The organism is Ruegeria sp. O4 (genome assembly GCF_056535125.1).
Genome location: NZ_JBQERO010000014.1, coordinates 71013 through 93914 on the forward strand (window position 1 = coordinate 71013; position 22902 = coordinate 93914).

Genomic DNA, 22902 nt, shown 5'->3' on the forward strand with positions numbered 1-22902 from the left:
CAGCGTTAACGCCGCCCTTCCCGCAGCCAACCGCCCAGCAGAAAGCCTCCAGCCAGCAGCAAGACAAGCCAGGGCGGCAGCAACCCGGCCTGCGTGACATCCCGCGTCTCATACGCGTTGCGTGGAGTCAGACCGATCCAGCCCCGCCCGGCGGCGGGGCGTCCGGCGCGCACGTTGCGGATCGACGGCAGCCCATCTTCCAGTTGGATCACACCGCCCCGCAACCCGGCCAGCACCGGTTCAAGGACATCACCAGTCGCGATGGTGCGCTCGAACTCCTTCGGTGCAGCAGGGCCAAGGCCGATCACAGCCATGTGGTCGCCTTCCTGCAAACGATAAAGGCCGATCTCGGGGCCGTAATACTGCGCTTCAAACCGACCCGGAGAAACCTCTTTCAAGGCAATCTCCAACGTTTCGCCATTCGGTAAGGTGACTGTTACCGGGCCGACTTCTGTCCCGAGCGTCTGACGAATGATGCGCATGGACTGACCGTTGGCCTCGGCCCACAACGCCTCTTCTTCCAGTTCCGGTTCTTTCATCATCCAATGGGCCAGCCTGCGCAACAGCTCCAGCTGCGGACCCCCTCCTTCGAAGCCACGACTCCAAAGCCAGGCATGGTCAGACGCAAGCATCGCAACGCGCCCTTCGCCGACACGGTTCAGGACAAGCAGCGGACGATCCTCGACCCCGGTCATCAGCACGTCGCCCGAGCGATGTTTCACGTCGATCTGTCGCAACCACGCCCCCCAATCCTCGGATTCTCCAAGGTTGGTCGTGACAGGGTGACGATGCCCCAGATCACTGACCATCGGCACATATCGTTCCTCGATCACCCGCGCGGTTGGCTGAGCAGGCAGAACTGGCGCCAGGGGCGAGCGGAAGATGCTGTCGGCACCGGCGAAATCAGGTCCGGCGGCAACCAGGACCGCGCCGCCTTCGTTGATGTAGCTTGTGACATTGTCCAGATAAATCGCAGGCAGAATCCCGCGCCGCTTGTAGCGGTCAAAGATGATCAGGTCGAAATCGTTGATCTTTTCCAGAAACAACTCACGCGTCGGAAAGGCGATCAGCGACAGCTCGTCAACGGGCACACCGTCCTGTTTCTCGGGCGGGCGCAGGATGGTGAAATGCACCAGATCAACAGAACTATCAGATTTCAACAGGTTACGCCACGTGCGACCGCCCGGATGCGGTTCACCCGAGACCAGCAGCACACGCAGGCGGTCCCTTACGCCATTCATCTGGATCAGGGCCGTGTTGTTGCGGTCGGTCAACTCGCCCTCAGCCTGAGGGACGGAAAACTGGATCACGTTGCGCCCGCCATGGGGCAATGTGACGGGCAGTTCGACATCGCGACCGATTGGAATGCTGAACTGCTCGGGCTCGCCCCCATCCACCGAAATTTCCAGCGGCGCAGATGTTGCACCTGCGGGGGCAGCTCCGCTGTCTTCGACGCGCAGGGTCAAGGTCACCGATTCACCAATGATGGCGAAAGCAGGGGCGTTTCGGACAATAAGCCTGCGATCCCAGTCGCTTTCCCGCCCGGTTTGCAGCAGGTGCATCGGCGCGGGCAGATCCGGGGCCTGATCGGCATCATGCACGATCCCATCTGACACCACGAGGATACCTGCGATACGCGCGCGCGGCTCTTCCGCCAGGGCTTCGTTCAGGGCTGCCATGATCTGCGTGCCCTCATCACCTTCACCATCGCCAACCCGGATACGGCGCAGTTCTGTATTGTCGCGTGCCTCGATCTCTGCGGCTAGGTCATCTGCGGCCATTGCTGTTTGTTCCGCCCGATCTGAAAGCGTCTGGCTGGCGCTTTCATCCTCGAACATCAGAACGATATCTGTCAGCGGTGCACGATCTTCGATCTGATAGACCGGGCCGGACAGCGCAGCGATGATCACCAGCGCCGCCAACCCACGCAAGGCCCATCCCGACAATCCGCGCCACAAGGCCATCACGACCCCGGCCACGGCAATCATACCCACGACAAGCAGCATCGCCCACGGGATCAGCGGATCGAAGATGACGGTTCCTGTCATTGTCCCAACCTGTCCAGAAGGGCGGGCACGTGAACCTGATCGGATTTGTAGTTCCCCGTCAGCACATGCATCACCAGATTGACACCAAAACGATTGGCCAACTCGCGTTGCCGTTCCCCGGCATAACCGCGCCCGACGGGCAACAGGGCCTGCCCGTGGCGATCCACCGCCCAGGCACCGGCCCAGTCATTGCCGCCGATGACCACCGGCGTCACATTGTCGTTCAGATTGCGGAAAGGCATCCCGTCGATCTGTTCTGCATCCAGTGGCGCGGCTTCAACCCAAACCTCGGTGCCTGAATATCGGCCCGGAAAATCCTGTAACAGGTAGAACGTGCGTGTCAGAACATGATCGCGCGGAATCGGCTCTAATGCAGGTATATTCAGCGGTCCGGCCAGTTGTTGCAGTTTGCGGCCATTTGGGCTGGAGGCACCGAAACCGGCGATATCCGCGTCACGCGTGTCAAACAGGATCATCCCCCCGGACCGCAGATAGGCGTTTAGCTTCACATAAGCCTCGGCCGAAGGTTGCGACTGGCTTGCTGAGATCGGCCAATAAAGCAACGGAAAGAACGCCAGTTCATCCCGTTCCAGATCAACACCAATGGGGTCTGCCGGTTCGACCGATGTGCGATAGAACAGGGTTTGACCAAGTCCCCGCAACCCGGCTTGCGCAATATCATCCACCTGAGCGTCGCCAGTCAGGACATGCGCCAATACCAGTTCGTGGGTCGCAGCCAATGCAAACTCGGTGTCCTCAGGCGTTTGCGCGTGACCTTCGGGTACTAGCAGAAAGGCAGCCAGCGCAGCGGCCGTCGTCCGGGCCAGACCCAACCTGCCCGACAAAGCAAGCGATGCAATAACATCGACTGTCAGCAAAATCAGCGCAAGGCTGAGCAACAGGCCACCGAGCGGCGTTTCCGTACTGACCTCCTGCCCTTTGATCGGCACATTCGCGGGCCAGACAACGGGACGCAGCTGGGTTTCTTCCGAGACGACGTTCAACGCCAGCTTCTGCTTGCCGCTTTCATAAAGCCCCGGACGCAGTTCCGGCCCGATCTGGCCCGATATCAGTTCAACCCCGTCGACACCGGCCAGGGTTCCGGCATCTGTCAAGGTGCCAAACCCGTCCATGATTTGTACCGGCTCCCATGTTGTTCCCAGTAACTGGGCCTCTTGCCGGGACTTTGCAGCCGAAGCCACGGCCAGCCGATCCAGCATTTCAACGAACAGGCCCGACAGTGGCAGGCTCGACCATTCTGCATCGGCGGTCACATGGAACAACACCACCTGCCCCAACCCCAACGCCTTACGAGTCACCAAAGGCGTGCCGTCAGACAGTGAGGCAATTACGCGATCCGCCAAGTTAGGGTCTGGTTGTGCCATGACCTGAGTGGAAACGACCACGTCATCAGGGATGTCCAGTCCATAGAAGGGCGAGGTTTCGGGGAATGGTGCCAAGGTCTTGGCCTCACCCCAGCTCATCGCGCCGCCGACAGATCGCCCACCGCTGCGCAGCCGTGCAGGCAGCAGGGTGTCTTCGGTGTCACGCCCAAGATCGCTGGCCGCCATGCGCGGGCCGGCAAAGCGCAGCAACAAACCGCCCTGTTCGACCCATTCAATCAGGTCCGCCTTTTCCGGTTCCGACATCTGGGCCACATCTGACAGAACAATGACATCCGGATTGGCGGGCAGAACTTCGGGTAGGCCACCATCGACGAAATCCGCCGTGGGGCTCAGGACCTGAGTCAGATAATGCAGGGGTGACAGCAGCTCCAGACCTTCGCGGTTCAAACTCCCGGCAATCAGCGCGACCTCGCGCCGACGCAGGCTGTCATCGGTCAGGGTCACGGCCCCGGCAGACCTTTGGCCCTGGATTTCGAACCGCGTGATCCGCGCGCGGAGTTCGGATGGCAGCGCCAGATCGACCTGCGCCGAAGCGTTCCCGGCTTCCAGGGTCAGTTCCACTGAATGTAGCACACGCGCCGTTCCGGCCGGGTCGCGCCCTTGTGCCAATACAGTCACACGTTCCTCGGGTCCGGGGCCTGCGCGCTGCACTGTCAATTGGATCAACCCGTCCTGATAAGCGGCAGGCAGGATCGCCATGGGCCGGGACGCCGCCTGATAAACCACCACATCGCCACGAGCCTGCAAGCTGGAGACCAGCGCCGCATGATCCGCGTAATCCAGCCGGTCACTGAACCAATGGGTATCAAACCCGCCATCAATTGAATTTAGTGCCGCAATGGTCTGTGCGATCTGAGGTTCGGTCGGCTGCCATGGGTTGGGCATCAATCCCGGCAAATGCCCTCGCCATGCCTCGGCCGCCTGAAAAACGGGTGTTTCTGGTTCGGTCAGGCGCAGGATAGCCACTGTGCGCCCCGCGCGACCAGCCTCGGTCAGTTGCGCATCGATCTGATCCAGCGTGGCGGGCCATCGGGTCGCGCCTGCCCAACTGGCGTCCAGCACCATCAGCAGCGGCCCGGACCCGATCTCATCCCGCGACGGGTTCAGAACCGGACCGGCCAGACCTATGATCACCGCCGCAGCTGCCAGCATCCGCAGCAGCAACAGCCACCACGGCGTGCGGTCCGAAACGCTTTCATCATCCTTTAGGCCCAGCAGCAGCGTCACCGCCGGGAACATCCGGCGGATCGGCGCTGGCGGCACCGCGCGCAGGATCAGCCAAAGGATCGGCAGGGTCAGAAGACCCAGCAGAACCCATGGAGCGGTAAAGCCGATGCCCGCCAGAACCGTCATCGCGTTCCCCCGTCCAAGGCCCGATAAAGCCATAACAGAGCCGCTTGTGCGCTATCGCCCGTGTGATGCAGGCCCATTTGCCAGCCAGTCGCCCGGCAAAGCTGCGTCAGCGCATCCTTGCGGTGGGCGAGGCGTTGCAGATAGCGGTCCCGCAGCTCTGCCGCCTTGAGCGTTTCGTGCCGGACGGACCCTCCAACGCTTTCGAAAATCGTACGCCCACGATAAGGAAATGTCTCTTCTCCTGGGTCCAGCACCTGAAGGATTACGCCGCGAACACCACGGTCTGCGGCTTTGGTCAGGGCCAGTTCAACTTCATCCATTGGACCAAGAAAATCCGAAATGAATACGGCACGGGCATGCGGGATCATGGCGCGATGTTCGGGTGGCGCGTAATCCGTTTGATCATCCTCGGACCAGGCTTGCGCCAGCCGGATGATCTGCGCATTGCCGCGCCGGGGCGGCAATGTCGTGCCGGTCAGGCCAACGCGTTCACCGCCGCGGACCAGCAGGATTGACGTTGCCAGCCCCAAAAGCCGGGCTCGGTCCGCTTTGGTCGGCAACGATTTGTCGGACGCAAACCGCATCGACGCCCCCTGATCGACCCAAAGCATTACCGATTGCGCGATCTGCCATTCGCGTTCCCGCACATATTGCTGATCTCCACGCGCCGAGCGGCGGTGGTCGATCATCCGGCGACTGTCGCCGATCTGCGCTGGGCGGTATTGCCAGAAATCATCCCCCATGCCAGAGCGCCGCCGTCCATGGTCACCCAGCAGAACGGTACCCGCCAGATGCTCGGCCCGCGCCAAAAGGGGCGGCAGCCGCGATGCCTCGGCCTCGGATCTTTCGCGAAGGGTCAGCGCGGCATTCACGCTGCCGCCTCGGTCCGAATCAACCCGACAGCAGTCGAGTCGATCAGGTCGGCCAAACTGTCGCCGCGTGCCCGTGCCGCAAAGTTGAGAGCCATCCGGTGGCTAAGCACCGGGCGCGCCATGTCCAGCACATCCTCGGCATTGGGTGCCAGACGCCCCTGCAACATCGCACGTGCCCGAACCGTCATCATCAGCGCCTGCGCAGCGCGTGGCCCGGGACCCCACGCGACGGTTTCGGCAACCCGTTCGGATACACCCGCTTCTTCAGGGCGGAAGGCCCGCACCAGATCAAGGATCAGCTCGACAACCGAGTCCCCGACGGGCATCCGACGCAGCAGGACCTGCGCAGCCAGCAACTCTTCCTTACTGAAAATCTGATGTGCTTCGTCTTCGTCAACACCGGTCGTGGCCAGCAGAATATCCCGCTCGGTCTGGCGGTCGGGGTATTCTACATCGATCTGCACAAGAAACCGGTCCAGCTGCGCTTCGGGCAGGGGATAGGTGCCTTCCTGTTCGATCGGGTTTTGCGTGGCCAGAACGTGGAATGGCACACCAAGGGAACGGTCCTCACCGGCTACTGTTACCGTACGTTCCTGCATCGCCTGCAGCAGCGCGGATTGCGTTCGCGGGCTTGCGCGGTTGATTTCATCCGCCATCAGCAGCTGACAGAAGATCGGGCCGGGAATGAAACGGAAATGACGGCTGCCATCATCGGCCGTATCCAACACCTCAGATCCAAGAATATCGGCTGGCATCAGGTCGGGCGTAAACTGAATGCGATTGCCATGCAGCCCCATCACCGTTGACAGGGTTTCAACCAGACGCGTCTTGCCCAAGCCCGGCAGACCGATCAGAAGGGCGTGACCACCGCACAAAAGCGCAGCCAGGGTCAGGTCAACGACCCTTTCCTGCCCGATGAAGCGGCGGGTGATCGAGGCCTTGGCCTCTTGCAGCTTGTTTTCCAGCGCTTCGATCTCGGCTACGAGGTCGGCAGGTTCGTTCATGACTTTCCCTTCCGTGGACGAATATGATTGAAGTGTATCGCGCTGAGAGGAAATGGCAAAAGCAATGAGCGGACAAAAACCTGTGAAACCCTCGCCCGACGGATTGGCCGCATCGGTAAAAGCCGCCAAAACCCGGGGTTTACCGCCCGTTCACCTGTGGAATCCTCCGTTTTGTGGCGATCTGGACATCCGTGTCGCAAAAGATGGTACATGGAGTTATTTAGGCTCGCCCATCAATCGGTTCGAGCTTGTGAAGCTTTTTTCCTCAATTCTTAAGAAAGAAGACGGGAAATACTATCTGGTCACGCCGGTTGAAAAGGTGGGAATCACTGTCGAGGACGCGCCGTTCATCGCCGTGGATTTCGAGCAAACCGGCGAAGGTCAGACGCAAGACCTGACCTTTCGCACACAAGTGGACGACATCGCTGTTGCAGGTCCTGGGCATCCGATCCGGGTTGTTATTGATCCCGAAACAGAAGAACCGTCACCCTACATATTGATCCGCGCCAACCTCGAAGCGCGCATAGATCGCAAAAGCTTCTATCGCCTTGTCGAGATTGGCAGCCACCATGAGGGCTGGTTTGGTGTCTGGTCAGGTGGGCAATTCTTCCCGCTGATCCCTTCAGCCGATCTTGGCTGACCGTGGAGCGCGATCCTGGGCCAGCACGACGGCAAAGGCGACTACGCCCGCGCCCAGCGCACGGGTCCAGTTCCAGTCTTCCCCCAGCATCAGCATGATCAGCATCACGTAAAACGGGGCGATATTGATGTGAAACGAAGCCAGCGCCACGCCCAGCTTTCCCACGGCCGAGATGAACAACACTTGGCTGAGCCCCAGTGATATCAAGGCATAGATCCCAAGCATCCCCCATTGCTGCCCATCAATGGCGGCGGTTGGCAGCACATCCATGCCCAGCTGGGCCGCCCCAAAACTCAGCACTGCGGCCATGAGCAACCCACCGACGAAAGTAATTGTACAGCGCCCGATCTGACTGAGTTCGGGGAAGTCGCGCGCAGTGGTCATGCTACCCCAGCAAAACAGGCCCGTTGCAAGGATCGCCAGAACCGCGCCCAGCCCCAGTTGTTCGGGCGCGGCGGTGCTGGTTGCAATCAGCCCACCCAGAACCGACACCAGAACACCCAACGCAAAGGTCCACTTCAGCCGTCGGGTTCCTGCCATCAGCTCCAATACCGTTGCAAGCAAAGGCGCGCAGGATGCAATGATCGCGACTGTCACCGGGTCCGTCATTTTCTGCGCAAGGATCAGCAGAAACATGGCAAAGCCAAAACCAAAGCCGCCGACAACCATCGCCCGACCCCATCTTGCGCGTAACACTCTGCTGGGGCCATCCAGCAGGATCCAGACCGGTATCAGAACGGCAATCGCCAGCGCCAGGCGCGCGGTCAGCAATGCAACAGGGGGCCAGGTTTGCAGCAAAACTTCCGCCGCCGGGAACCCCGCTGCCCAGGTAATCATGGAGGCAACCGCCAGCCCATTCCCTGACAACGCAGGGTTTTGGCCACCAGACATAGCGGTAGTTGCCCCGCGTACGGGTTCCGGGCTCATCGCCATTGGATTCGGACCTTTTGTTAAGACGGCACCCGTAATGACGCGCCGCGCTGTGCGGACCCTTGCTGATTCGGTGCAAGCGATCTGGTCGATTTTCGACAATCTGTCGTTTTCGATCCCTTCCCCGAAAATCATCCCTTGGTTATGGTCGGATCAACACAACCACTGACCGCTCATGCCCAGATTTGCTGCCAACCTTTCACTGCTATTTACCGAAATGCCTTACCTGGAGCGGTTTCAGGCTGCGTCAGATGCCGGGTTCACAGCGGTCGAAGTATTGTTTCCTTACGACATCGCCGCGACGGAAACCCGCCGCGCCTTGCTTGCCAACGGGTTGGAGCTTGTGCTGATCAACGCGCCACCGCCCAACTACACCGGCGGTGCGCCGGGTTACGCAGCAATCCCCGATGGTCAATCGCGGTTCCAGTCGGACATTCGCCGTGTCCTGCGATATGCAGGGGTGCTACGCCCCGGTCTGATCCACATCATGTCCGGGTACGCCACCGGGCCGGATGCATTGAGTTGTTTTGTGCAAAATCTGCAATGGGCCGCCGATTTCGCCCCACAGCAACAATTCACCATCGAGCCGCTCAACCCGGTTTCACAGCCCGGATATTTTTTGAACGATTACGATCTGGCAGCAGAGGTTCTCAACCAGGTGAATCGCCCGAATGTCGGCCTGCAATATGACAGCTTTCACGCCCATATGATCCATGGCGACGCGCTGGCTGTCTGGGACCGCTTTCATCCGCAGGTGGTCCATACCCAAGTTGGCGCAGCCCCGGATCGCACGGAACCGGGTCGCGGACCAACGGATTTCAAGGCCTTGTTCTCGGCCATGGACGCGGCAGGTTATAGCGGCTGGATCAGCGCGGAATACACACCCTCAATTCAACGCACCTGCGACACACTCGACTGGATGCGGGACTTGCACTGGTAATTTTCATTCAGATACCGCAAATCAAGGGCATTGCGACCATTAGGATGCCTGCTTTGATACCAGCCCGCTATGCCCGTGCCGTTTTCAGCCTGATCATGTCCGGCCTCATGTCCTTGATTGTAACGGGGATCGCGACGGTCAAAGCAATCGGGTTTAACCCCGGCACAGTTGGCGACTGGATGGCGTCCTGGGCTTTTTGCTGGCCCATCGCCTTCACCGTAATCCTGCTGTTTGGCCCGTCCGTGCAACGAATGGTGAACCGTATGGTCGGGCCGCAGGGCTGACCCGCTGATAGTGCAGACCGTCGAGGACTGATGAACAACGCCGCTAGTGCGCCTCGGCCCAGTTTGCACCCTTCCCGGCATCCACGACCAGCTTCACATCCAGTTTGACCGCAGGATCCGAAGCGCCCTCCATCACGTCTCGGGCCACGTCGATCACCTGATCCACTGCATCTTCGGCCACTTCGAACAGCAACTCGTCGTGAACCTGCAACAGCATCCTGGCAGGCAATCCGGCGATCGCGTCCGGCATTCGCACCATCGCGCGCCGGATCACATCCGCCGCCGTACCTTGAATTGGCGCATTGATCGCTGCGCGGCGCGAGAACCCGGCATGTGGCCCTTTGGCATTGATCTCGGGCGTGTGAATCTTGCGCCCGAACAGGGTTTGCACATAGCCGTGCTCTTTCGCGAATTCGACTGTGTCGTCCATATAACGGCGAATGCCTGGGAAACGTTCGAAATAACGATCAATAAAGCCCTGCGCCTCGGCCCGCGGAATGCGCAGGTTTCGGGCCAGACCAAAGCCCGAGATGCCGTAGATCACGCCGAAGTTGATTGCCTTTGCCTGACGGCGGATATCAGGCGTCATCTCATCCAACGGCACATCAAACATCTCGGACGCGGTCATGGCGTGAATATCCAAACCGTCCGAAAACGCCTGTTTCAGAGCCGAAATATCGGCGATATGGGCCAGAATCCGCAACTCGATCTGGCTGTAGTCGAGGCTTACCAACACATTGCCCGGCTCGGCGATGAAAGCCTCACGAATACGCCGCCCTTCTTCTGTCCGCACCGGAATGTTTTGCAGGTTCGGATCGGTCGAGGCCAGACGCCCTGTATTTGCTCCGGTGATCGAATAAGACGTATGCACCCGACCTGTGTCGGGGTTGATATGGGTCTGCAGCGCGTCGGTATAGGTCGATTTCAGCTTGCTCAGCTGCCGCCAGTCCAGAACGCGGCGCGGCAGTTCATGCTCGGTTGCGAGGTCTTCCAGAATATCAGCGCCGGTCGAGTATTTGCCGGTCTTGCCTTTCTTGCCACCTTCCAGACCCATTTTGTCGAACAGAATTTCGCCCAGCTGAGCAGGCGATCCGACATTAAAGCTTCCCCCGGCCAGCTCGTGAATTTCAGCCTCTAATCCGGCCATTTTCTGGGCAAATGCGTTGGACATCCGGCTCAGGACATCACGGTCGACCTTGATGCCATGCATCTCCATCTCGGCCAGCACCGGCACAAGCGGCCGTTCCAGCGTCTCATAGACCGTGGTCACCTGCGCCCGGTGTAATTGCGGCTTGAACAGCTGCCACAAACGCAAGGTGATGTCCGCATCTTCGGCGGCATAAGCCGTGGCCTCGTCAATCGCGACCTTGTCGAAGGTAATTGCCGATTTTCCCGACCCCAGCAGCGGTTTGATCGGGATTGGTGTGTGGCCCAGATAACGCTCGGACAGGGTGTCCATCCCATGCCCATGCTCACCGCCATGCATGGCGTAGGACATCAGCATCGTATCGTCGATGGGTGACACGTCGATGCCATACCGCCTGAAGATCTTAGCATCATATTTCATGTTCTGCCCGATCTTGAGGACCGACGGATCCTCGAGCACCGGTTTCAAAAGCCTCAGGGCTTCATCCAATGGCATCTGCCCATCGGCCAAGGCATCCGATCCAAACAGATCATCCGCTGATCCATCGCGGTGGGTCAACGGGATGTAACAGGCTTCTCCGGCCTCGACGCACAGCGAAATACCCACCAGACCGGCAATCATCTCGTTCAGACCCGTGGTCTCTGTGTCTACAGCCACCCAACCACGCTCATAGGCCTGGTCAATCCACTTTTGCAGGACCGCTGCATCACGTACGCATTCGTATTTCGAACTGTCAAACGGGATCACCTCGGCCTCGACCTCTGCCACCGCTGGCGCAGGCGCGTCGGCAATCACCGGAGCCTCAACCCCCAGCTTGTCAGCGATGCGCTTGGTGAGGGTGCGGAACTCCATCTCCGCTAGAAACGCCAACAGCGTGTCTGCATCGGGGTCCCTCACCTCAAGGTCGTCCAAGGTGAAATCCAGCGGAGTATTCTCGTCCAGTTGAACTAGTTTCTTCGAAAGCTCGATCTGGTCTCGCATTTCGATCAGGGTCTGGCGGCGTTTGGGCTGCTTGATCTCATCTGCCCGGTCCAGCAGGGTCTCTAGGTCGCCGAATTCGTTGATCAGCAAAGCCGCCGTCTTGACCCCGATCCCCGGCGCGCCAGGAACATTGTCGACGCTATCACCGGCCAACGCCTGAACATCGACCACACGTTCCGGTCCGACCCCGAACTTCTCGACAACGCCATCCCGGTCAATGCGTTTGTTCTTCATCGCATCCAGCATTTCGACGCCGTCCCCGACCAACTGCATCAAGTCCTTGTCGGAACTCACGATGGTCACACGGCCACCCGCATCTCGTGCCTGAACAGCGAGGGTCGCGATAATGTCGTCAGCCTCATAGCCCTCCATCTCCTTGCAGGCGATGTTGAACGCTTTTGTCGCCTCGCGGGTCAGCGGCATCTGTGGGCGCAAATCCTCGGGCATCGCCTCGCGGTTGGCCTTGTAGAGGTCATAAAGATCGTTCCGGAAAGTATGGGAACCCTTATCAAAGATTACCGCCACATGGGTCGGCGCATCTGCCCCGGTGTTTCCCTCGACATATTTCTGCAGCATGTTGCAAAAGCCCGAAACAGCCCCAATCGGCAACCCATCCGACTTGCGGGTCAGTGGCGGCAGCGCATGATAAGCCCGGAAAATAAAGGCCGATCCGTCAATCAGATGCAGGTGACACCCTTTTCCGAAATTCGTGGTCATTTCGCGCCCTCTCTGATCGTTTGCGAGAACACTAATGCCACGGGCGCAACGATAGAGCCACCCGCACCGCAGCCGCAAACTTCATCTTTTCATAAATACTCAATGCCCGCACAGGGCAACACAAGCTCAGGCGTCAGTCTGATGCCCGGCCAGAACATATTTGCAGTCGCAATAGGGGCATTCGACCCAGCCTGCGTCTTCTGGAATTTGCAGCCACACGCGCGGATGACCCAACGCACCTTCGCCGCCATCACAGGCAACACGGGCGGTTTCGACGATCTTTGTTTCCGGCGCTTCGATGGTCACGGCTGGCGGTCCTTCTTCGGTTGTCGGCCACGCGGGCATGTATTAGGTGCGTTTATGAGCGATGATCAAACCGGGGGCAAGTGCCACATGTGCGACGCGGCAATCAGGATCGAAGGGCTGCGCAAAACCTATCGCGGTGGCAAGGGTCAGCCCGAAAAGCATGCGCTGAAAGGCATTGACCTGACCGTCCCGCGCGGCTCGGTTTTTGGTCTGCTGGGTCCGAACGGTGCCGGAAAATCGACCCTGATCAATATCCTGGCTGGTCTGGTGGTGAAATCGGCGGGTCGCGTGGCGATCTGGGGCTTCGATCAGGATCAGAGTCCACGCCAGTCGCGATCGGCCATCGGTGTAATGCCACAAGAGCTCAACCTCGACCCGTTTTTCACCCCGCGCGGCGCGCTTGAGGTTCAGGCCGGTCTCTATGGCGTTCCGAAATCCCAACGGCGCAGTGATCAGATTCTGGAATTGGTCGGTCTAAGCGACAAGGCCGAGGCCTATGCACGCACTCTTTCGGGCGGGATGCGGCGGCGGTTGCTGCTGGCCAAAGCACTGGTGCATCACCCGAAAATCCTTGTGCTTGATGAGCCCACAGCAGGTGTGGATATCGAACTGCGCCAGATGCTCTGGGCCAATGTGCGCAAGCTGAACGAACGGGGCATGACCATCATCCTGACCACCCACTACTTGGAAGAAGCGCAGGAGATGTGCGACGAGATCGCCATTATCAACCACGGCGAAAAGGTCGCGCAGGACAGCACGGCCAACTTGCTGGGCCGCATGGACAGCCGCACCATGGTGATTGTGCCCGACAGCCCGATCATTGATCTGCCTGCGTCAGAAGGCGTCGAGGCAGCTCTCCGCAATGATGGCAGCCTTGTCCTGCAATACCGAAACATCCAGACCAGCGCCGAACAGGTTCTGGAATCGGTACGCGCCGCGAATATCCGCATCCGCGACGTCCGCACCGAAGAGGCCGATCTTGAGGATGTATTCCTTGCCCTGACCTCGTCCCGTACCGAAGATCATCCGGCGGATGATCAGGATCAGCCACGCCGGGGCATCCACCGCGTCAAGCTTTAAGCCCGGTCTATTCGCGCCTGATAGCAGTTATTCCGCGCGGATCGCACGTGAATATAGGCAACGTCGGATCGGGAAAAGATATCCCTGACTTTTGCGCCGATCTGATCCGTCGGCGTGATCGCCCCAGTGCCATAGACGATCCTGTCATCCGTACCGTAGCCCTTGATCAGATAGTCGGGCGAGGTGGTCAGAATTTCGGGCAGCGCGTCTTCCTCGTACCGATCACATGGTGTTGCACACAAAAAGATCGGGCCGGTTTCCGCATAGGGATGTGTCTTTGAAAAAGGTCGATGTGCCAATATCAGCATCTCATCGCCCTCGGGGATATGTCGCAGGCAGTGGCGGCACGGGTTACCTGCACCCGTCGAAACAGCGCGTTCCGGCGTTGAACCATATGCATCCGCGCCACCTGCCTGAAGAGCGCGTACATCGTTGGTGGGCAAAGCGGTGATTTTGAACATCTCGGATCTCCTTTTTGCTGACCATGCCCGTGCGACCGGACCCAATCGACCCGTTTCCTGCGCAAAGGACTCGAAAAAGAACAAAACGTGAATATAATGTGGAATCGCCATGTATGCCGAGCTGTCGATCACGTCGAATTTTACCTTCCTCACCGGGGCGTCGCACCCCGAGGAGTATATGGAGCGTGCCGTCACCCTGGGCCTACCCGCCATTGCGATTGCCGATGACAACTCGGTCGCCGGGATCGTCCGCGCCCATACTCAGGCGCGCGAGATCGCCCGCAAGGTCCGCGAACGGCTGGCGTGGGAGGCGCAGAATACCTCAATCGGTCCACCCTGCCCCGATCACATCCCCAGGCCGCCCTCCTATCCCATCCACGCGGTTCCCCGCCTGATCCCGGCGGCGCGACTGATCTTCACCGATGCGCCCATGGTCACCGCTCTGCCCCTGAACCGGCAGGGCTGGGCCAACCTGTGTCGCATCCTCTCCAAAGGCCGCCTGCGCGCCGAGAAAGGCGACTGCATCCTGCACCTGTCTGACCTGCTCGAATCTTCCGATGGCCTCCACCTGCTGCTGTGGCCACAGGCGGCGGGCTCTCCGGGCGGCGCGGGCGCGTGGCGGACACAGGCGCAGCAGCTGACGCGCCGCTTTGCCGGGCGGATGCATCTGTTGATGCACCCCCGGTATGATGGCGCCGATAGCGCATTTTTCTCTTTATTAGAGACTGAAGCAAAACAGCTTGGCATCCTCACGCTCGCCAGCGCGACACCGATGATGCACCACGGCACCCGCCGCAAACTGGGCGATGTGCTGACTGCCATCCGCCTGCGTCGCAAAGTGGATGCATTGGGTCGGGACGCTTTGGCCAATGGTGAACAGCGCCTGCGCTCCGAGGCCGAGATGCTACGCATCTTCAAAGGTCATGAGGGGGCCGTTGCCCGCGCTTATGCGCTCAGCGAACAACTCACGTTCTCGCTGGACGAGCTGCGTTATGAATACCCCAACGAGGGCAGCACACAAGAAACCCCGACCCAGCGCCTGCACCGTCTGGCGCATGAGGGGTTGAAATGGCGTTATCCCGCCGGGGCGCCCGAAAAGGCGAAAAAAATGCTGGCGCATGAGCTGACGCTGATCGGCAAGCTGAAATACGAACCCTACTTCCTGACCGTCCGCGATATCGTCCATTTCGCCCGTTCGCGCAGCATCCTCTGCCAGGGGCGCGGATCGGCTGCCAACTCGGTCGTTTGCTTTTGCCTCGGCATCACCGAGGTCAGCCCCGAGATGGGCACCATGGTGTTTGAACGCTTCGTCTCCGAGGCGCGCGATGAACCGCCAGACATAGACGTCGATTTCGAACATGAACGCCGCGAAGAGGTGATCCAGCACATCTATGACCGCTATGGCCGCGAACGCGCGGGCCTCTGTGCCACGGTGGTCCATTACCGCGGCAAACGCGCCATCCGCGAGGTTGGACGCGCCATGGGCCTGACCGAAGATACAATCTCGGCGCTTTCCTCACAGCTTTGGGGCTTTTTCTCGGCCTCGGGGCTTGAGGCGCAACGGATGCGCGAAATTGGTCTCGACCCCGAAGATCGGCGCCTGAAACAGACTCTAATGCTGGTTTATGAGATCGACGGCTTTCCCCGCCACCTCTCGCAGCATGTGGGAGGATTCATCATCACCGAGGGTCGGCTGGATGAGCTTGTCCCCATCGAAAACGCCACGATGGAGGGCCGCACGGTCATCTGCTGGGACAAGGACGATATCGACAGTCTTGGCATCCTCAAGGTCGATGTCCTCAGCCTCGGGATGCTCACCTGCATCCGCAAGGCGTTTGACCTGATCGGCCAGCACCACCAGACCAGCTATACCCTTGCCACCCTGCCACCCGAGGATCCGGCAGTCTATGACATGCTCTGCAAGGCGGACAGCATCGGCGTGTTTCAGGTGGAATCACGTGCACAGATGAACTTCCTGCCGCGGATGCGGCCGCGTAATTTCTATGATCTGGTGATCGAGGTTGCCATCATCCGCCCCGGCCCCATTCAGGGCGACATGGTCCACCCCTATATCCGCCGCCGGAACGGAGAGGAGGAGGTCAGCTTCCCCTCGGACGCGCTGGGCGAGGTGCTGGGCAAAACGCTGGGCGTGCCGTTGTTTCAGGAACAGGCGATGCAAATCGCCATTGTCGGCGCGGGCTTCACCCCGGAACAGGCCGATCGGCTGCGCCGCTCGCTGGCGACCTTCAAGAAACATGGCAATGTCAGCGAGTTCCGCGCGCTCTTTTTGCGCGGGATGAAGCGCAACGGGTATGAACAGGATTTCGCGGAACGTTGCTTTTCCCAGATCGAAGGCTTCGGCTCGTACGGTTTCCCCGAAAGCCACGCGGCCAGTTTTGCGCTGCTGGTCTATGCCTCGGCATGGATCAAATGCCACCATCCGGGCATCTTCGCCTGCGCCCTGCTGAACTCGCAGCCGATGGGGTTCTACGCGCCGGCCCAGATTGTACGGGATGCGCGCGAGCATGGGGTGCAGGTGCGCCCGGTCTGCATCAATGCCAGCTTTTGGGACAATGTGATGGAGCCTGATGGTCATGGCGGGCTAGCGCTGCGGCTGGGCTTTCGCCAGATCAAGGGCCTGAGCGAGGAAGATGCCAGCTGGCTGACCGCCGCGCGCGGCAACGGCTACACCCAGGTCGACGATGTCTGGCGCCGCGCAGGCCTTGGGCCGTCGGTGATCGAACGGCTGGCCGAGGCTGATGCCTTCGCCGCCTGCGACCTGACCCGGCGCGAGGCGCTGTGGCAGGCCAAGGCAATTGCCACAGCCAAGCCTCTGCCCCTGTTTTCGCAAGATCTGGAGGGCGAGGCGCTGGACGAACCCGAGGCTTATCTGCCGCAAATGACGCTGGGCGAACAGGTGGTCGAAGATTACGTCGCCACCCGCCTCAGCCTGCGGGCGCACCCGGTGGCCCTGCTGCGGCATCTGCTGACACCGGATGGGCGCGACAAAACCACCTCTGTTCCGTAACCCCGGAACACCCTATCTGCCAAAAAACAGAGGCGAAATTCAGGCCGTCATGACCAGACCCATCCTTCCCCCGCGCTTTCCCGCGACGCCCGAGCAAATCAACGCGCAAGTTCGCGCCTTTTATGCCCGTGTCCGGCAAGACGCGGTTCTTGGACCCGTATTCGCAAACCACGTCACCGACTGGTCCGCGCATGAAGACAAGATCGCCGCCTTCTGGCGCAATGCCATCCTGTATGAGCGCTGCTATGACGGCAATCCGCAACGGGTCCATATCGAACGGCCCGATGTGAAACCGGAATTCTTTGCCCATTGGCTGGATCTGTTCGAGGAGGTCGCCGCCCGGACCCTGCCCGCGGAAACGGCCACACCGTGGGTCGCCTTGGCCCGCCGCATCGGTGTCGGCATGAAGGCAGGTGTCCAATCCGCACGACAGCCCAAAGACGCGCCGCCGATCCTGCGATGATCCCGGATCATGGCGGCCATGCGATGTTAGCGATAAAATAAGGGCTATTCGCGCCCTCGGAATAGGGTTAAGCAGCACTACGGACAGCCGGGAACCCTGCCTGCGCTGCTATGATGTATCGTCACCATACCAACATAGGCCGAGGCCGGATTGATGAGTGCTCAAAACAACACCCTGCGGGGGCTTGGCTATGCATTTCTGGGATTTGCCGTCTTTGCCAGCCACGACGCGCTGATCAAGGTGCTGGGCGGCACCTATTCAGTGATGCAGATCATCTTTTTCGCCACGCTGTTTTCGTTCGTTCCAATGGCCGTCACGATCCTGACCGACCGCACGACGGGAAACTTTCTGCCGCATCACCCATGGCTGGTATTGCTGCGCTCGGGCCTGATGGTTACGGCCATGTCCTGCGCATTTTACGCGTTTTCGGTTCTGCCACTGGCCGAGGTCTATTCCCTGCTGTTTTCTTTCCCGCTGATCGTCACGGTACTGTCGATCCCGATACTGGGTGAAGTGGTCCGCGTCCAGCGCTGGGCTGCGGTTGGCGTCGGCCTAATTGGCGTCCTGATCGTTCTGCGCCCCGGTGCAACGGATATCACACTAGGCCATATGGCCGCCCTGATGGCCGCCTTTTGCAGCGCCTTCGCCTCGGTCCTTGTGCGCAAGATCGGGAATGAGGAACGCTCGGCCGTGCTGATCCTCTATCCGATGCTATTGGCCATCGTTGTGATGAGCCTTGCCCAACCGGCTGTATATCAGCCGCCTTCCCTGCTGCACCTGGCGATGATGGCGCTGGTCGGGGTGTTCTCGGTCATCGCCCAACACCTGATCATTCTGGCCTACCGCGCCGCACCCGCCGGTGTCGTCGCCCCCAGCCAGTACAGCCAGATCATCTGGGCGACGCTGTTTGGCATGATCTTCTTCGACGAGCGCCCTGACATCTGGGTCGCCGTCGGTGCCAGCATCATCATCGCATCCGGTGTCTATGTTGTTTGGCGAGAAAGCCGGGCCAACACCACCTCGGTCAACACCCCGGTTCTGCGGGTTCGTTCACCCCGGGCAGACACAGGGGCAACACGGCCTGGAAAGTAGGTCTAAAAAACGGCGCGCCGATCAGCGCGCCGTGGTTAGAAAACTGTGGATTTTACTCTTAGTAGATAACCACCGAACGGATACTTTCGCCCTTATGCATCAGGTCAAAGCCGTGGTTGATGTCGTCCAGACCCATGGTGTGGGTGATCATCGGGTCGATCTCGATTTTGCCTTCCATGTACCAGTCGACGATCTTGGGCACATCCGTGCGCCCACGTGCGCCGCCGAACGCGGTACCGCGCCATGAACGACCGGTAACCAGCTGGAATGGCCGGGTCGAGATTTCGGCCCCTGCAGGTGCCACGCCGATGATGATGGATTCGCCCCAGCCCTTATGCGCCGATTCAAGTGCTGCGCGCATCACGCCGACATTGCCTGTGGCGTCAAACGTATAATCCGCACCGCCCTTGGTCAGGTTGACGAGATACGGCACCAGATCGCCTTCAACCTCGGACGGGTTCACGAAGTCGGTCATGCCGAACCTGGTGGCCATTTCCACTTTGGAGGGGTTCAGGTCGACGCCGACGATCTGGTCTGCTCCGGCCAGACGCAGACCCTGAATGACGTTCAGGCCGATACCGCCCAGACCAAACACGATTGCGCGGCTGCCGATTTCCACCTTGGCGGTGTTGATGACCGCGCCGATACCGGTCGTGACACCACAGCCGATATAGCAGATCTTGTCGAACGGCGCGTCCTCGCGCACCTTGGCCAGGGCGATTTCAGGCAGAACTGTGTGGTTCGAGAAGGTCGAGCAGCCCATGTAGTGCAGGATCGGATCGCCATCCAAGGTCGAGAAACGAGAGGTGCCATCGGGCATCAGACCCTTGCCCTGGGTTTCCCGGATCGCCTGACACAGGTTGGTCTTGGGGTGCAGACAGTATTCACACTCGCGACATTCCGGCGTGTAAAGCGGGATCACATGATCGCCCGACTTCAGGCTGGTTACGCCCGGACCCACTTCAACCACCACGCCTGCGCCTTCATGGCCCAGAATGGCCGGGAACAAGCCTTCGGGGTCGGCACCCGACAGGGTGAATTCGTCGGTATGACAGATACCGGTGGCCTTGATCTCGACCAGAACCTCGCCCGCCTTGGGGCCTTCGAGGTTCACATCCATCACTTCCAAAGGTTTGCCTGCCTGAATGGCGACGGCGGCACGGGTACGCATGCTACTTATCTCCCTGTCACTTTTGCCCCGACCCTGCGTCAATTACAGGGTGTTTTCAACCGTGCTTTCATGGCAGGTTGGCTAATTAATTGATATTGCAGAAACGACATTGCCAGAATGAGGAACGCCAATGCACCGATTTTTCCCGATCCTGTTCTTTCTGGCGGCCTGTGCTGAAACCCCGCCCGCGCCCGAAGACGCTTTGCTGCCGCCGGAACCTGCCCCGGTCGATCTGGCCTTTTGTCAGGGAGAAGATTTTTCCGATACCGTTGGCCAGCCGGTTTCGAACATTCAGGCAAACCTGCCCGCACGGTCGCGCGTGCTGGGCCCGGATGGCATCGCCACACAGGATTACCGCATCGACCGGCTGAACGTGTACGTGAATGGCGACGGGATCATCCTGCGGCTGACCTGCGGATAAGGGCGGACTCGACTCAGGCATCGATTCTCATTTAAGAACAAAGTAAGAACATTGTGATGCCTGCAAATGCCCAAACGCCGAATACTTTCGCTATGGTTCCCCCGTCTGGGGGCTGAACGGCTGATCCGCGCTGCGCGGGGGCTGCATACCGGGCCTTTGGCCATCGTGGCCGAACAGTCGAACATGCAGGTTATTACCTCGGTGAATGCCGATGCGCAGGCTGCCGGGCTGCGTATCGGCCAGCCGGTGCGGGATGCTCATGCCATGTGTGCCAACCTGATCACGCGGCACCGTAACGCCCCGGCCGAAGCCGCGTTCCTGGCCGCGTTGCGTCGCTGGGCGGGAAAGTTCAGCCCATGGGTGGCCGAAGAGGCCCCGGACGGGCTGATCGTCGATCTGTCAGGTTGCGCCCATCTGTTTGGCGGAGAGGAGGCGTTGCTGAACGTTCTTGAAACCGACTGCGCGGATATGGGTCTCAGCGTACAAATGGGTATCGCCGACACGCTGGGCGCAGCCTGGGCTTTGGCGCGCTATGCGGGGCAGGCGGCCACATCCGACCGCAATGGCGACGCCATCAGTCAGGAGGCCCGTGCCACCCGCGCCCGGGCGGGCAAACGGCGGCACTGGACCAAAGGCGGCACCGCGCCGCAAGTGAGGGCCCTGGGTGGAGGCGCGCGGATCGCACCGCCGGGTCAATCTTATGGCGCACTCAGCCCCCTGCCTATCGCCGCGCTGCGATTGGAAGATCAGGTTGTCGTGCAGCTGAACCGTCTGGGCCTGCGCCGCATCGGCGATCTGCTGGGTCAACCCCGCGCCAGCCTTGCGCGGAGGTTTGGACGCGGGCTGGTTCTGCGGTTGGATCAGGCCATGGGCAGCGCGCCCGAGCCTGTTTCGCCCGCCCGCCCGCCGCACCATTTCGCGGTGCGGATGACCCTGCCCAACCCGATTGGTCTGGTTGAGGATGTCATGGCTGCGGTTGATCGGGTTCTGCCAACGCTTTGCACCAAGCTGGAAGAAAAGGGGCGCGGTGCCCGCACCCTGCGGCTGGAGGCGCACCGCGCCGATCAGGCAGCTGAGGTTATCGAGGTCGGCCTGGCCCGCCCAACTTACGATAAATACCGCATTCGCCCTTTGTTAGAGATGAAAGTTGACAAGATCGACGCAGGCTACGGCATCGACATGCTGCGGCTTGAGGCGGTTCAGACAGAACCCATCCACGCCCGTACCGTGGCCGGCCATGCCGAAGCCCGCCGTGTGGCCCGCAACCGGCTGGCGGGCAACACCGCCGTGGATGATCTGATCGGCAAGCTGGGCGCGCGGGTGGGGCTTGAGGCGATCACCCGGCGCCATCCCGCGGCCTCGCACATCCCTGAGAAAACGGCGCAAACGCTGGCGGCGGCATGGTCGGAACCTGCCCGCGACTGGCCTGCGCCGCCACGCCCCCGCCCCCTGCTGATGTGGCAGCCTGAGCCGGTGATGGCACCGGAAACCCCTGACGTGCCCAGCGCCTTTCGCTGGCGCGGGCGTAACTGGCAGCTGGCGCAGGCCACCGGCCCGGAACGGATCGCACCGGAATGGTGGCTGGATGACCCGAACTGGCGCAGCGGCGTGCGGGACTACTGGGTTGTGGTGACACAGCAGGGCGAGCGGTTGTGGCTGTTTTACGGCCATGGCGGAACCATGTCTGCAGGCTGGTTCTGTCACGGGCAGTTTGGTTAGGGTCTATTTCCCTCGGTACACCAACAGATCCGGCAGATAGTCAATCAGACGGATAAACCACGAGAACGGTGCAGGAAAATCCGTACGAAAACGGCGCCGCGACATCGCCTTGAGCACACGACCCGCCGCATCCTCGGGGCTCATCAGCATGGGCATCCTGAAGCTGTTTTTCTCAGTCAGTCGGGTCTTGATGAAGCCGGGATTAATGATCCGCACGGTCACGCCGGTGCCTGCCAGATCATGGCGCATCGTTTCCGCCAGGGAAATCAGCGCCGCCTTGCTGGCCCCATATCCGATGGCCGCTGGCAACCCGTGATAGCCCGCGAGCGACCCGATCAGCGTAATATCCCCCCGACCTGCCTTGACAAGGTCCGGAACGGTTTCACCCAACACACGCAAAGCACCCAGATAGTTCACATCACCCATCCTGAGCGACGCTTCTGTATCCCAATCCGCCGAGCGCACGGGGTCATACGCGCCGGCATTGTAAACCAGCCCATCGACCAGACCCGCCTCGGCCACAGCCCCGCGAACAGAGTCTAAATCAGTGACATCGAACCGGATCGCGCGGGCATTGGGAAGCTCGGAGCAGATGTTAGCCAAACGTTCAGAACTACGCGCCGACAAGATCAAATGCGCGCCTCTGTCGCTTAGCGCATTGGCCAAAGCACGACCCAAACCTTCGCTTGCGCCGATGATCCAATAGGTTTTTCCGTCAATGCTGCTCATGCGCGGGCCGATTCAGTCATGTTTCATATTCTACGGGCCCGTGACGCAATTGGATCAAACGGGATCGCACCTCTGGTAAAACTTCCAACCGGATTGATCCAACTGCACCT

General features: G+C 60.4%; 19 protein-coding genes. 9 read left to right on the forward strand and 10 right to left on the reverse strand.

Annotated elements, in window-relative coordinates:
• Nucleotides 1-5: 5 nt before the first annotated feature.
• Genes ACR0J7_RS15255 through ACR0J7_RS15270 form a run of 4 tightly spaced genes read right to left on the reverse strand, consistent with a single transcriptional unit; the run spans nt 6 to nt 6683 of the window.
• Nucleotides 6-2048, reverse strand: coding sequence for a hypothetical protein (locus ACR0J7_RS15255; RefSeq protein ID WP_480909951.1), 2043 nt, complete (start codon nt 2046-2048; stop codon nt 6-8).
• Nucleotides 2045-4807 (reverse strand): DUF4159 domain-containing protein, encoded by a 2763-nt coding sequence (locus ACR0J7_RS15260; RefSeq protein ID WP_480914809.1) that lies wholly within the window; start codon nt 4805-4807, stop codon nt 2045-2047. Before ACR0J7_RS15260 ends, ACR0J7_RS15255 begins: the two co-directional genes overlap by 4 nt.
• Nucleotides 4804-5679 (reverse strand): DUF58 domain-containing protein, encoded by an 876-nt coding sequence (locus ACR0J7_RS15265; protein WP_480914811.1) that lies wholly within the window; start codon nt 5677-5679, stop codon nt 4804-4806. Before ACR0J7_RS15265 ends, ACR0J7_RS15260 begins: the two co-directional genes overlap by 4 nt.
• On the reverse strand, nt 5676-6683 hold the full coding sequence (locus tag ACR0J7_RS15270) for an AAA family ATPase (RefSeq protein WP_267365919.1): 1008 nt from the start codon (nt 6681-6683) through the stop codon (nt 5676-5678). Before ACR0J7_RS15270 ends, ACR0J7_RS15265 begins: the two co-directional genes overlap by 4 nt.
• A gap of 64 nt (nt 6684-6747) precedes the next feature.
• Here ACR0J7_RS15270 and ACR0J7_RS15275 point away from each other — a divergent pair, with 64 nt between their 5' ends.
• Nucleotides 6748-7323: a DUF1285 domain-containing protein gene (locus ACR0J7_RS15275; RefSeq protein ID WP_480914814.1), complete on the forward strand. Its 576-nt coding sequence runs from the start codon at nt 6748-6750 to the stop codon at nt 7321-7323.
• Here ACR0J7_RS15275 and ACR0J7_RS15280 read toward each other — a convergent pair.
• Nucleotides 7306-8160: a DMT family transporter gene (locus tag ACR0J7_RS15280; protein WP_480914816.1), complete on the reverse strand. Its 855-nt coding sequence runs from the start codon at nt 8158-8160 to the stop codon at nt 7306-7308. The two genes, ACR0J7_RS15275 and ACR0J7_RS15280, sit on opposite strands and share 18 nt — an antisense overlap.
• 268 nt (nt 8161-8428) lie before the next feature.
• Here ACR0J7_RS15280 and ACR0J7_RS15285 point away from each other — a divergent pair, with 268 nt between their 5' ends.
• On the forward strand, nt 8429-9193 hold the full coding sequence (locus tag ACR0J7_RS15285; protein ID WP_480871071.1) for a hydroxypyruvate isomerase family protein: 765 nt from the start codon (nt 8429-8431) through the stop codon (nt 9191-9193).
• A 44-nt stretch (nt 9194-9237) separates the two neighbouring features.
• Entirely contained in the window at nt 9238-9477 is a 240-nt protein-coding gene (locus tag ACR0J7_RS15290) for a DUF2798 domain-containing protein (RefSeq protein ID WP_480914817.1), read from the forward strand.
• Nucleotides 9478-9520: 43 nt separating this feature from the next.
• Here the strand turns inward: ACR0J7_RS15290 and polA are convergent, their stop codons facing one another.
• On the reverse strand, nt 9521-12322 hold the full coding sequence (gene polA / locus ACR0J7_RS15295; protein ID WP_480914818.1) for a DNA polymerase I: 2802 nt from the start codon (nt 12320-12322) through the stop codon (nt 9521-9523).
• 126 nt (nt 12323-12448) lie between these two features.
• Nucleotides 12449-12628, reverse strand: a complete 180-nt coding sequence (locus tag ACR0J7_RS15300; protein ID WP_267364399.1) for a zinc-finger domain-containing protein — start codon at nt 12626-12628, stop codon at nt 12449-12451.
• An 87-nt stretch (nt 12629-12715) separates the two neighbouring features.
• On the opposite strand from ACR0J7_RS15300, the gene ACR0J7_RS15305 reads away from it, so the two are divergent.
• Nucleotides 12716-13708 carry an ABC transporter ATP-binding protein gene (locus tag ACR0J7_RS15305; RefSeq protein WP_480914837.1) on the forward strand — a complete coding sequence of 331 codons (993 nt, stop codon included), beginning with the start codon at nt 12716-12718 and terminating at the stop codon, nt 13706-13708.
• Here ACR0J7_RS15305 and ACR0J7_RS15310 read toward each other — a convergent pair.
• Nucleotides 13705-14169, reverse strand: a complete 465-nt coding sequence (locus ACR0J7_RS15310; protein ID WP_267364402.1) for a DUF1203 domain-containing protein — start codon at nt 14167-14169, stop codon at nt 13705-13707. The two genes, ACR0J7_RS15305 and ACR0J7_RS15310, sit on opposite strands and share 4 nt — an antisense overlap.
• A 109-nt stretch (nt 14170-14278) precedes the next feature.
• On the opposite strand from ACR0J7_RS15310, the gene ACR0J7_RS15315 reads away from it, so the two are divergent.
• From ACR0J7_RS15315 to ACR0J7_RS15325, 3 genes are all read left to right on the forward strand, one after another.
• Nucleotides 14279-17197 carry an error-prone DNA polymerase gene (locus ACR0J7_RS15315; protein WP_480914820.1) on the forward strand — a complete coding sequence of 973 codons (2919 nt, stop codon included), beginning with the start codon at nt 14279-14281 and terminating at the stop codon, nt 17195-17197.
• A gap of 49 nt (nt 17198-17246) precedes the next feature.
• Nucleotides 17247-17660: a group III truncated hemoglobin gene (locus tag ACR0J7_RS15320; RefSeq protein WP_480538448.1), complete on the forward strand. Its 414-nt coding sequence runs from the start codon at nt 17247-17249 to the stop codon at nt 17658-17660.
• A gap of 153 nt (nt 17661-17813) precedes the next feature.
• A complete protein-coding gene (locus tag ACR0J7_RS15325) occupies nt 17814-18752 on the forward strand; it encodes a DMT family transporter (RefSeq protein WP_480494993.1) in 939 nt (312 codons plus the stop codon).
• Between the two features lie 58 nt (nt 18753-18810).
• Here ACR0J7_RS15325 and ACR0J7_RS15330 read toward each other — a convergent pair whose 3' ends face one another.
• On the reverse strand, nt 18811-19923 hold the full coding sequence (locus ACR0J7_RS15330; protein WP_480506583.1) for an S-(hydroxymethyl)glutathione dehydrogenase/class III alcohol dehydrogenase: 1113 nt from the start codon (nt 19921-19923) through the stop codon (nt 18811-18813).
• 130 nt (nt 19924-20053) lie between these two features.
• On the opposite strand from ACR0J7_RS15330, the gene ACR0J7_RS15335 reads away from it, so the two are divergent.
• Nucleotides 20054-20344, forward strand: a complete 291-nt coding sequence (locus ACR0J7_RS15335) for an I78 family peptidase inhibitor (RefSeq protein WP_267364411.1) — start codon at nt 20054-20056, stop codon at nt 20342-20344.
• A 66-nt stretch (nt 20345-20410) separates the two neighbouring features.
• Nucleotides 20411-22063, forward strand: a complete 1653-nt coding sequence (locus tag ACR0J7_RS15340; RefSeq protein WP_480898768.1) for a DUF6504 family protein — start codon at nt 20411-20413, stop codon at nt 22061-22063.
• Between the two features lie 3 nt (nt 22064-22066).
• Here the strand turns inward: ACR0J7_RS15340 and ACR0J7_RS15345 are convergent, their stop codons facing one another.
• The gene (locus tag ACR0J7_RS15345) at nt 22067-22792 is read right to left on the reverse strand and encodes an SDR family NAD(P)-dependent oxidoreductase (protein WP_480898766.1); all 726 of its coding nucleotides are present in this window, start codon (nt 22790-22792) and stop codon (nt 22067-22069) included.
• Between the last annotated feature and the right edge of the window lie 110 nt (nt 22793-22902).

Excerpts from the sequence above, each read along its gene's own strand:
- ACR0J7_RS15320 (WP_480538448.1), top strand. The coding sequence starts at position 17,247 with ATGACCAGACCCATCCTTCCCCCGCGCTTTCCCGCGACGCCCGAGCAA.
- ACR0J7_RS15345 (WP_480898766.1), bottom strand. The coding sequence starts at position 22,792 with ATGAGCAGCATTGACGGAAAAACCTATTGGATCATCGGCGCAAGCGAA.
- ACR0J7_RS15340 (WP_480898768.1), top strand. The coding sequence starts at position 20,411 with ATGCCCAAACGCCGAATACTTTCGCTATGGTTCCCCCGTCTGGGGGCT.
- ACR0J7_RS15325 (WP_480494993.1), top strand. The coding sequence starts at position 17,814 with ATGAGTGCTCAAAACAACACCCTGCGGGGGCTTGGCTATGCATTTCTG.
- ACR0J7_RS15260 (WP_480914809.1), bottom strand. The coding sequence starts at position 4,807 with ATGACGGTTCTGGCGGGCATCGGCTTTACCGCTCCATGGGTTCTGCTG.
- ACR0J7_RS15310 (WP_267364402.1), bottom strand. The coding sequence starts at position 14,169 with ATGTTCAAAATCACCGCTTTGCCCACCAACGATGTACGCGCTCTTCAG.
- ACR0J7_RS15305 (WP_480914837.1), top strand. The coding sequence starts at position 12,716 with ATGTGCGACGCGGCAATCAGGATCGAAGGGCTGCGCAAAACCTATCGC.
- ACR0J7_RS15270 (WP_267365919.1), bottom strand. The coding sequence starts at position 6,683 with ATGAACGAACCTGCCGACCTCGTAGCCGAGATCGAAGCGCTGGAAAAC.
- ACR0J7_RS15315 (WP_480914820.1), top strand. The coding sequence starts at position 14,279 with ATGTATGCCGAGCTGTCGATCACGTCGAATTTTACCTTCCTCACCGGG.
- ACR0J7_RS15285 (WP_480871071.1), top strand. The coding sequence starts at position 8,429 with ATGCCCAGATTTGCTGCCAACCTTTCACTGCTATTTACCGAAATGCCT.
- ACR0J7_RS15330 (WP_480506583.1), bottom strand. The coding sequence starts at position 19,923 with ATGCGTACCCGTGCCGCCGTCGCCATTCAGGCAGGCAAACCTTTGGAA.
- polA (WP_480914818.1), bottom strand. The coding sequence starts at position 12,322 with ATGACCACGAATTTCGGAAAAGGGTGTCACCTGCATCTGATTGACGGA.
- ACR0J7_RS15255 (WP_480909951.1), bottom strand. The coding sequence starts at position 2,048 with ATGACAGGAACCGTCATCTTCGATCCGCTGATCCCGTGGGCGATGCTG.
- ACR0J7_RS15280 (WP_480914816.1), bottom strand. The coding sequence starts at position 8,160 with ATGATTACCTGGGCAGCGGGGTTCCCGGCGGCGGAAGTTTTGCTGCAA.
- ACR0J7_RS15275 (WP_480914814.1), top strand. The coding sequence starts at position 6,748 with ATGAGCGGACAAAAACCTGTGAAACCCTCGCCCGACGGATTGGCCGCA.
- ACR0J7_RS15335 (WP_267364411.1), top strand. The coding sequence starts at position 20,054 with ATGCACCGATTTTTCCCGATCCTGTTCTTTCTGGCGGCCTGTGCTGAA.
- ACR0J7_RS15290 (WP_480914817.1), top strand. The coding sequence starts at position 9,238 with ATGCCTGCTTTGATACCAGCCCGCTATGCCCGTGCCGTTTTCAGCCTG.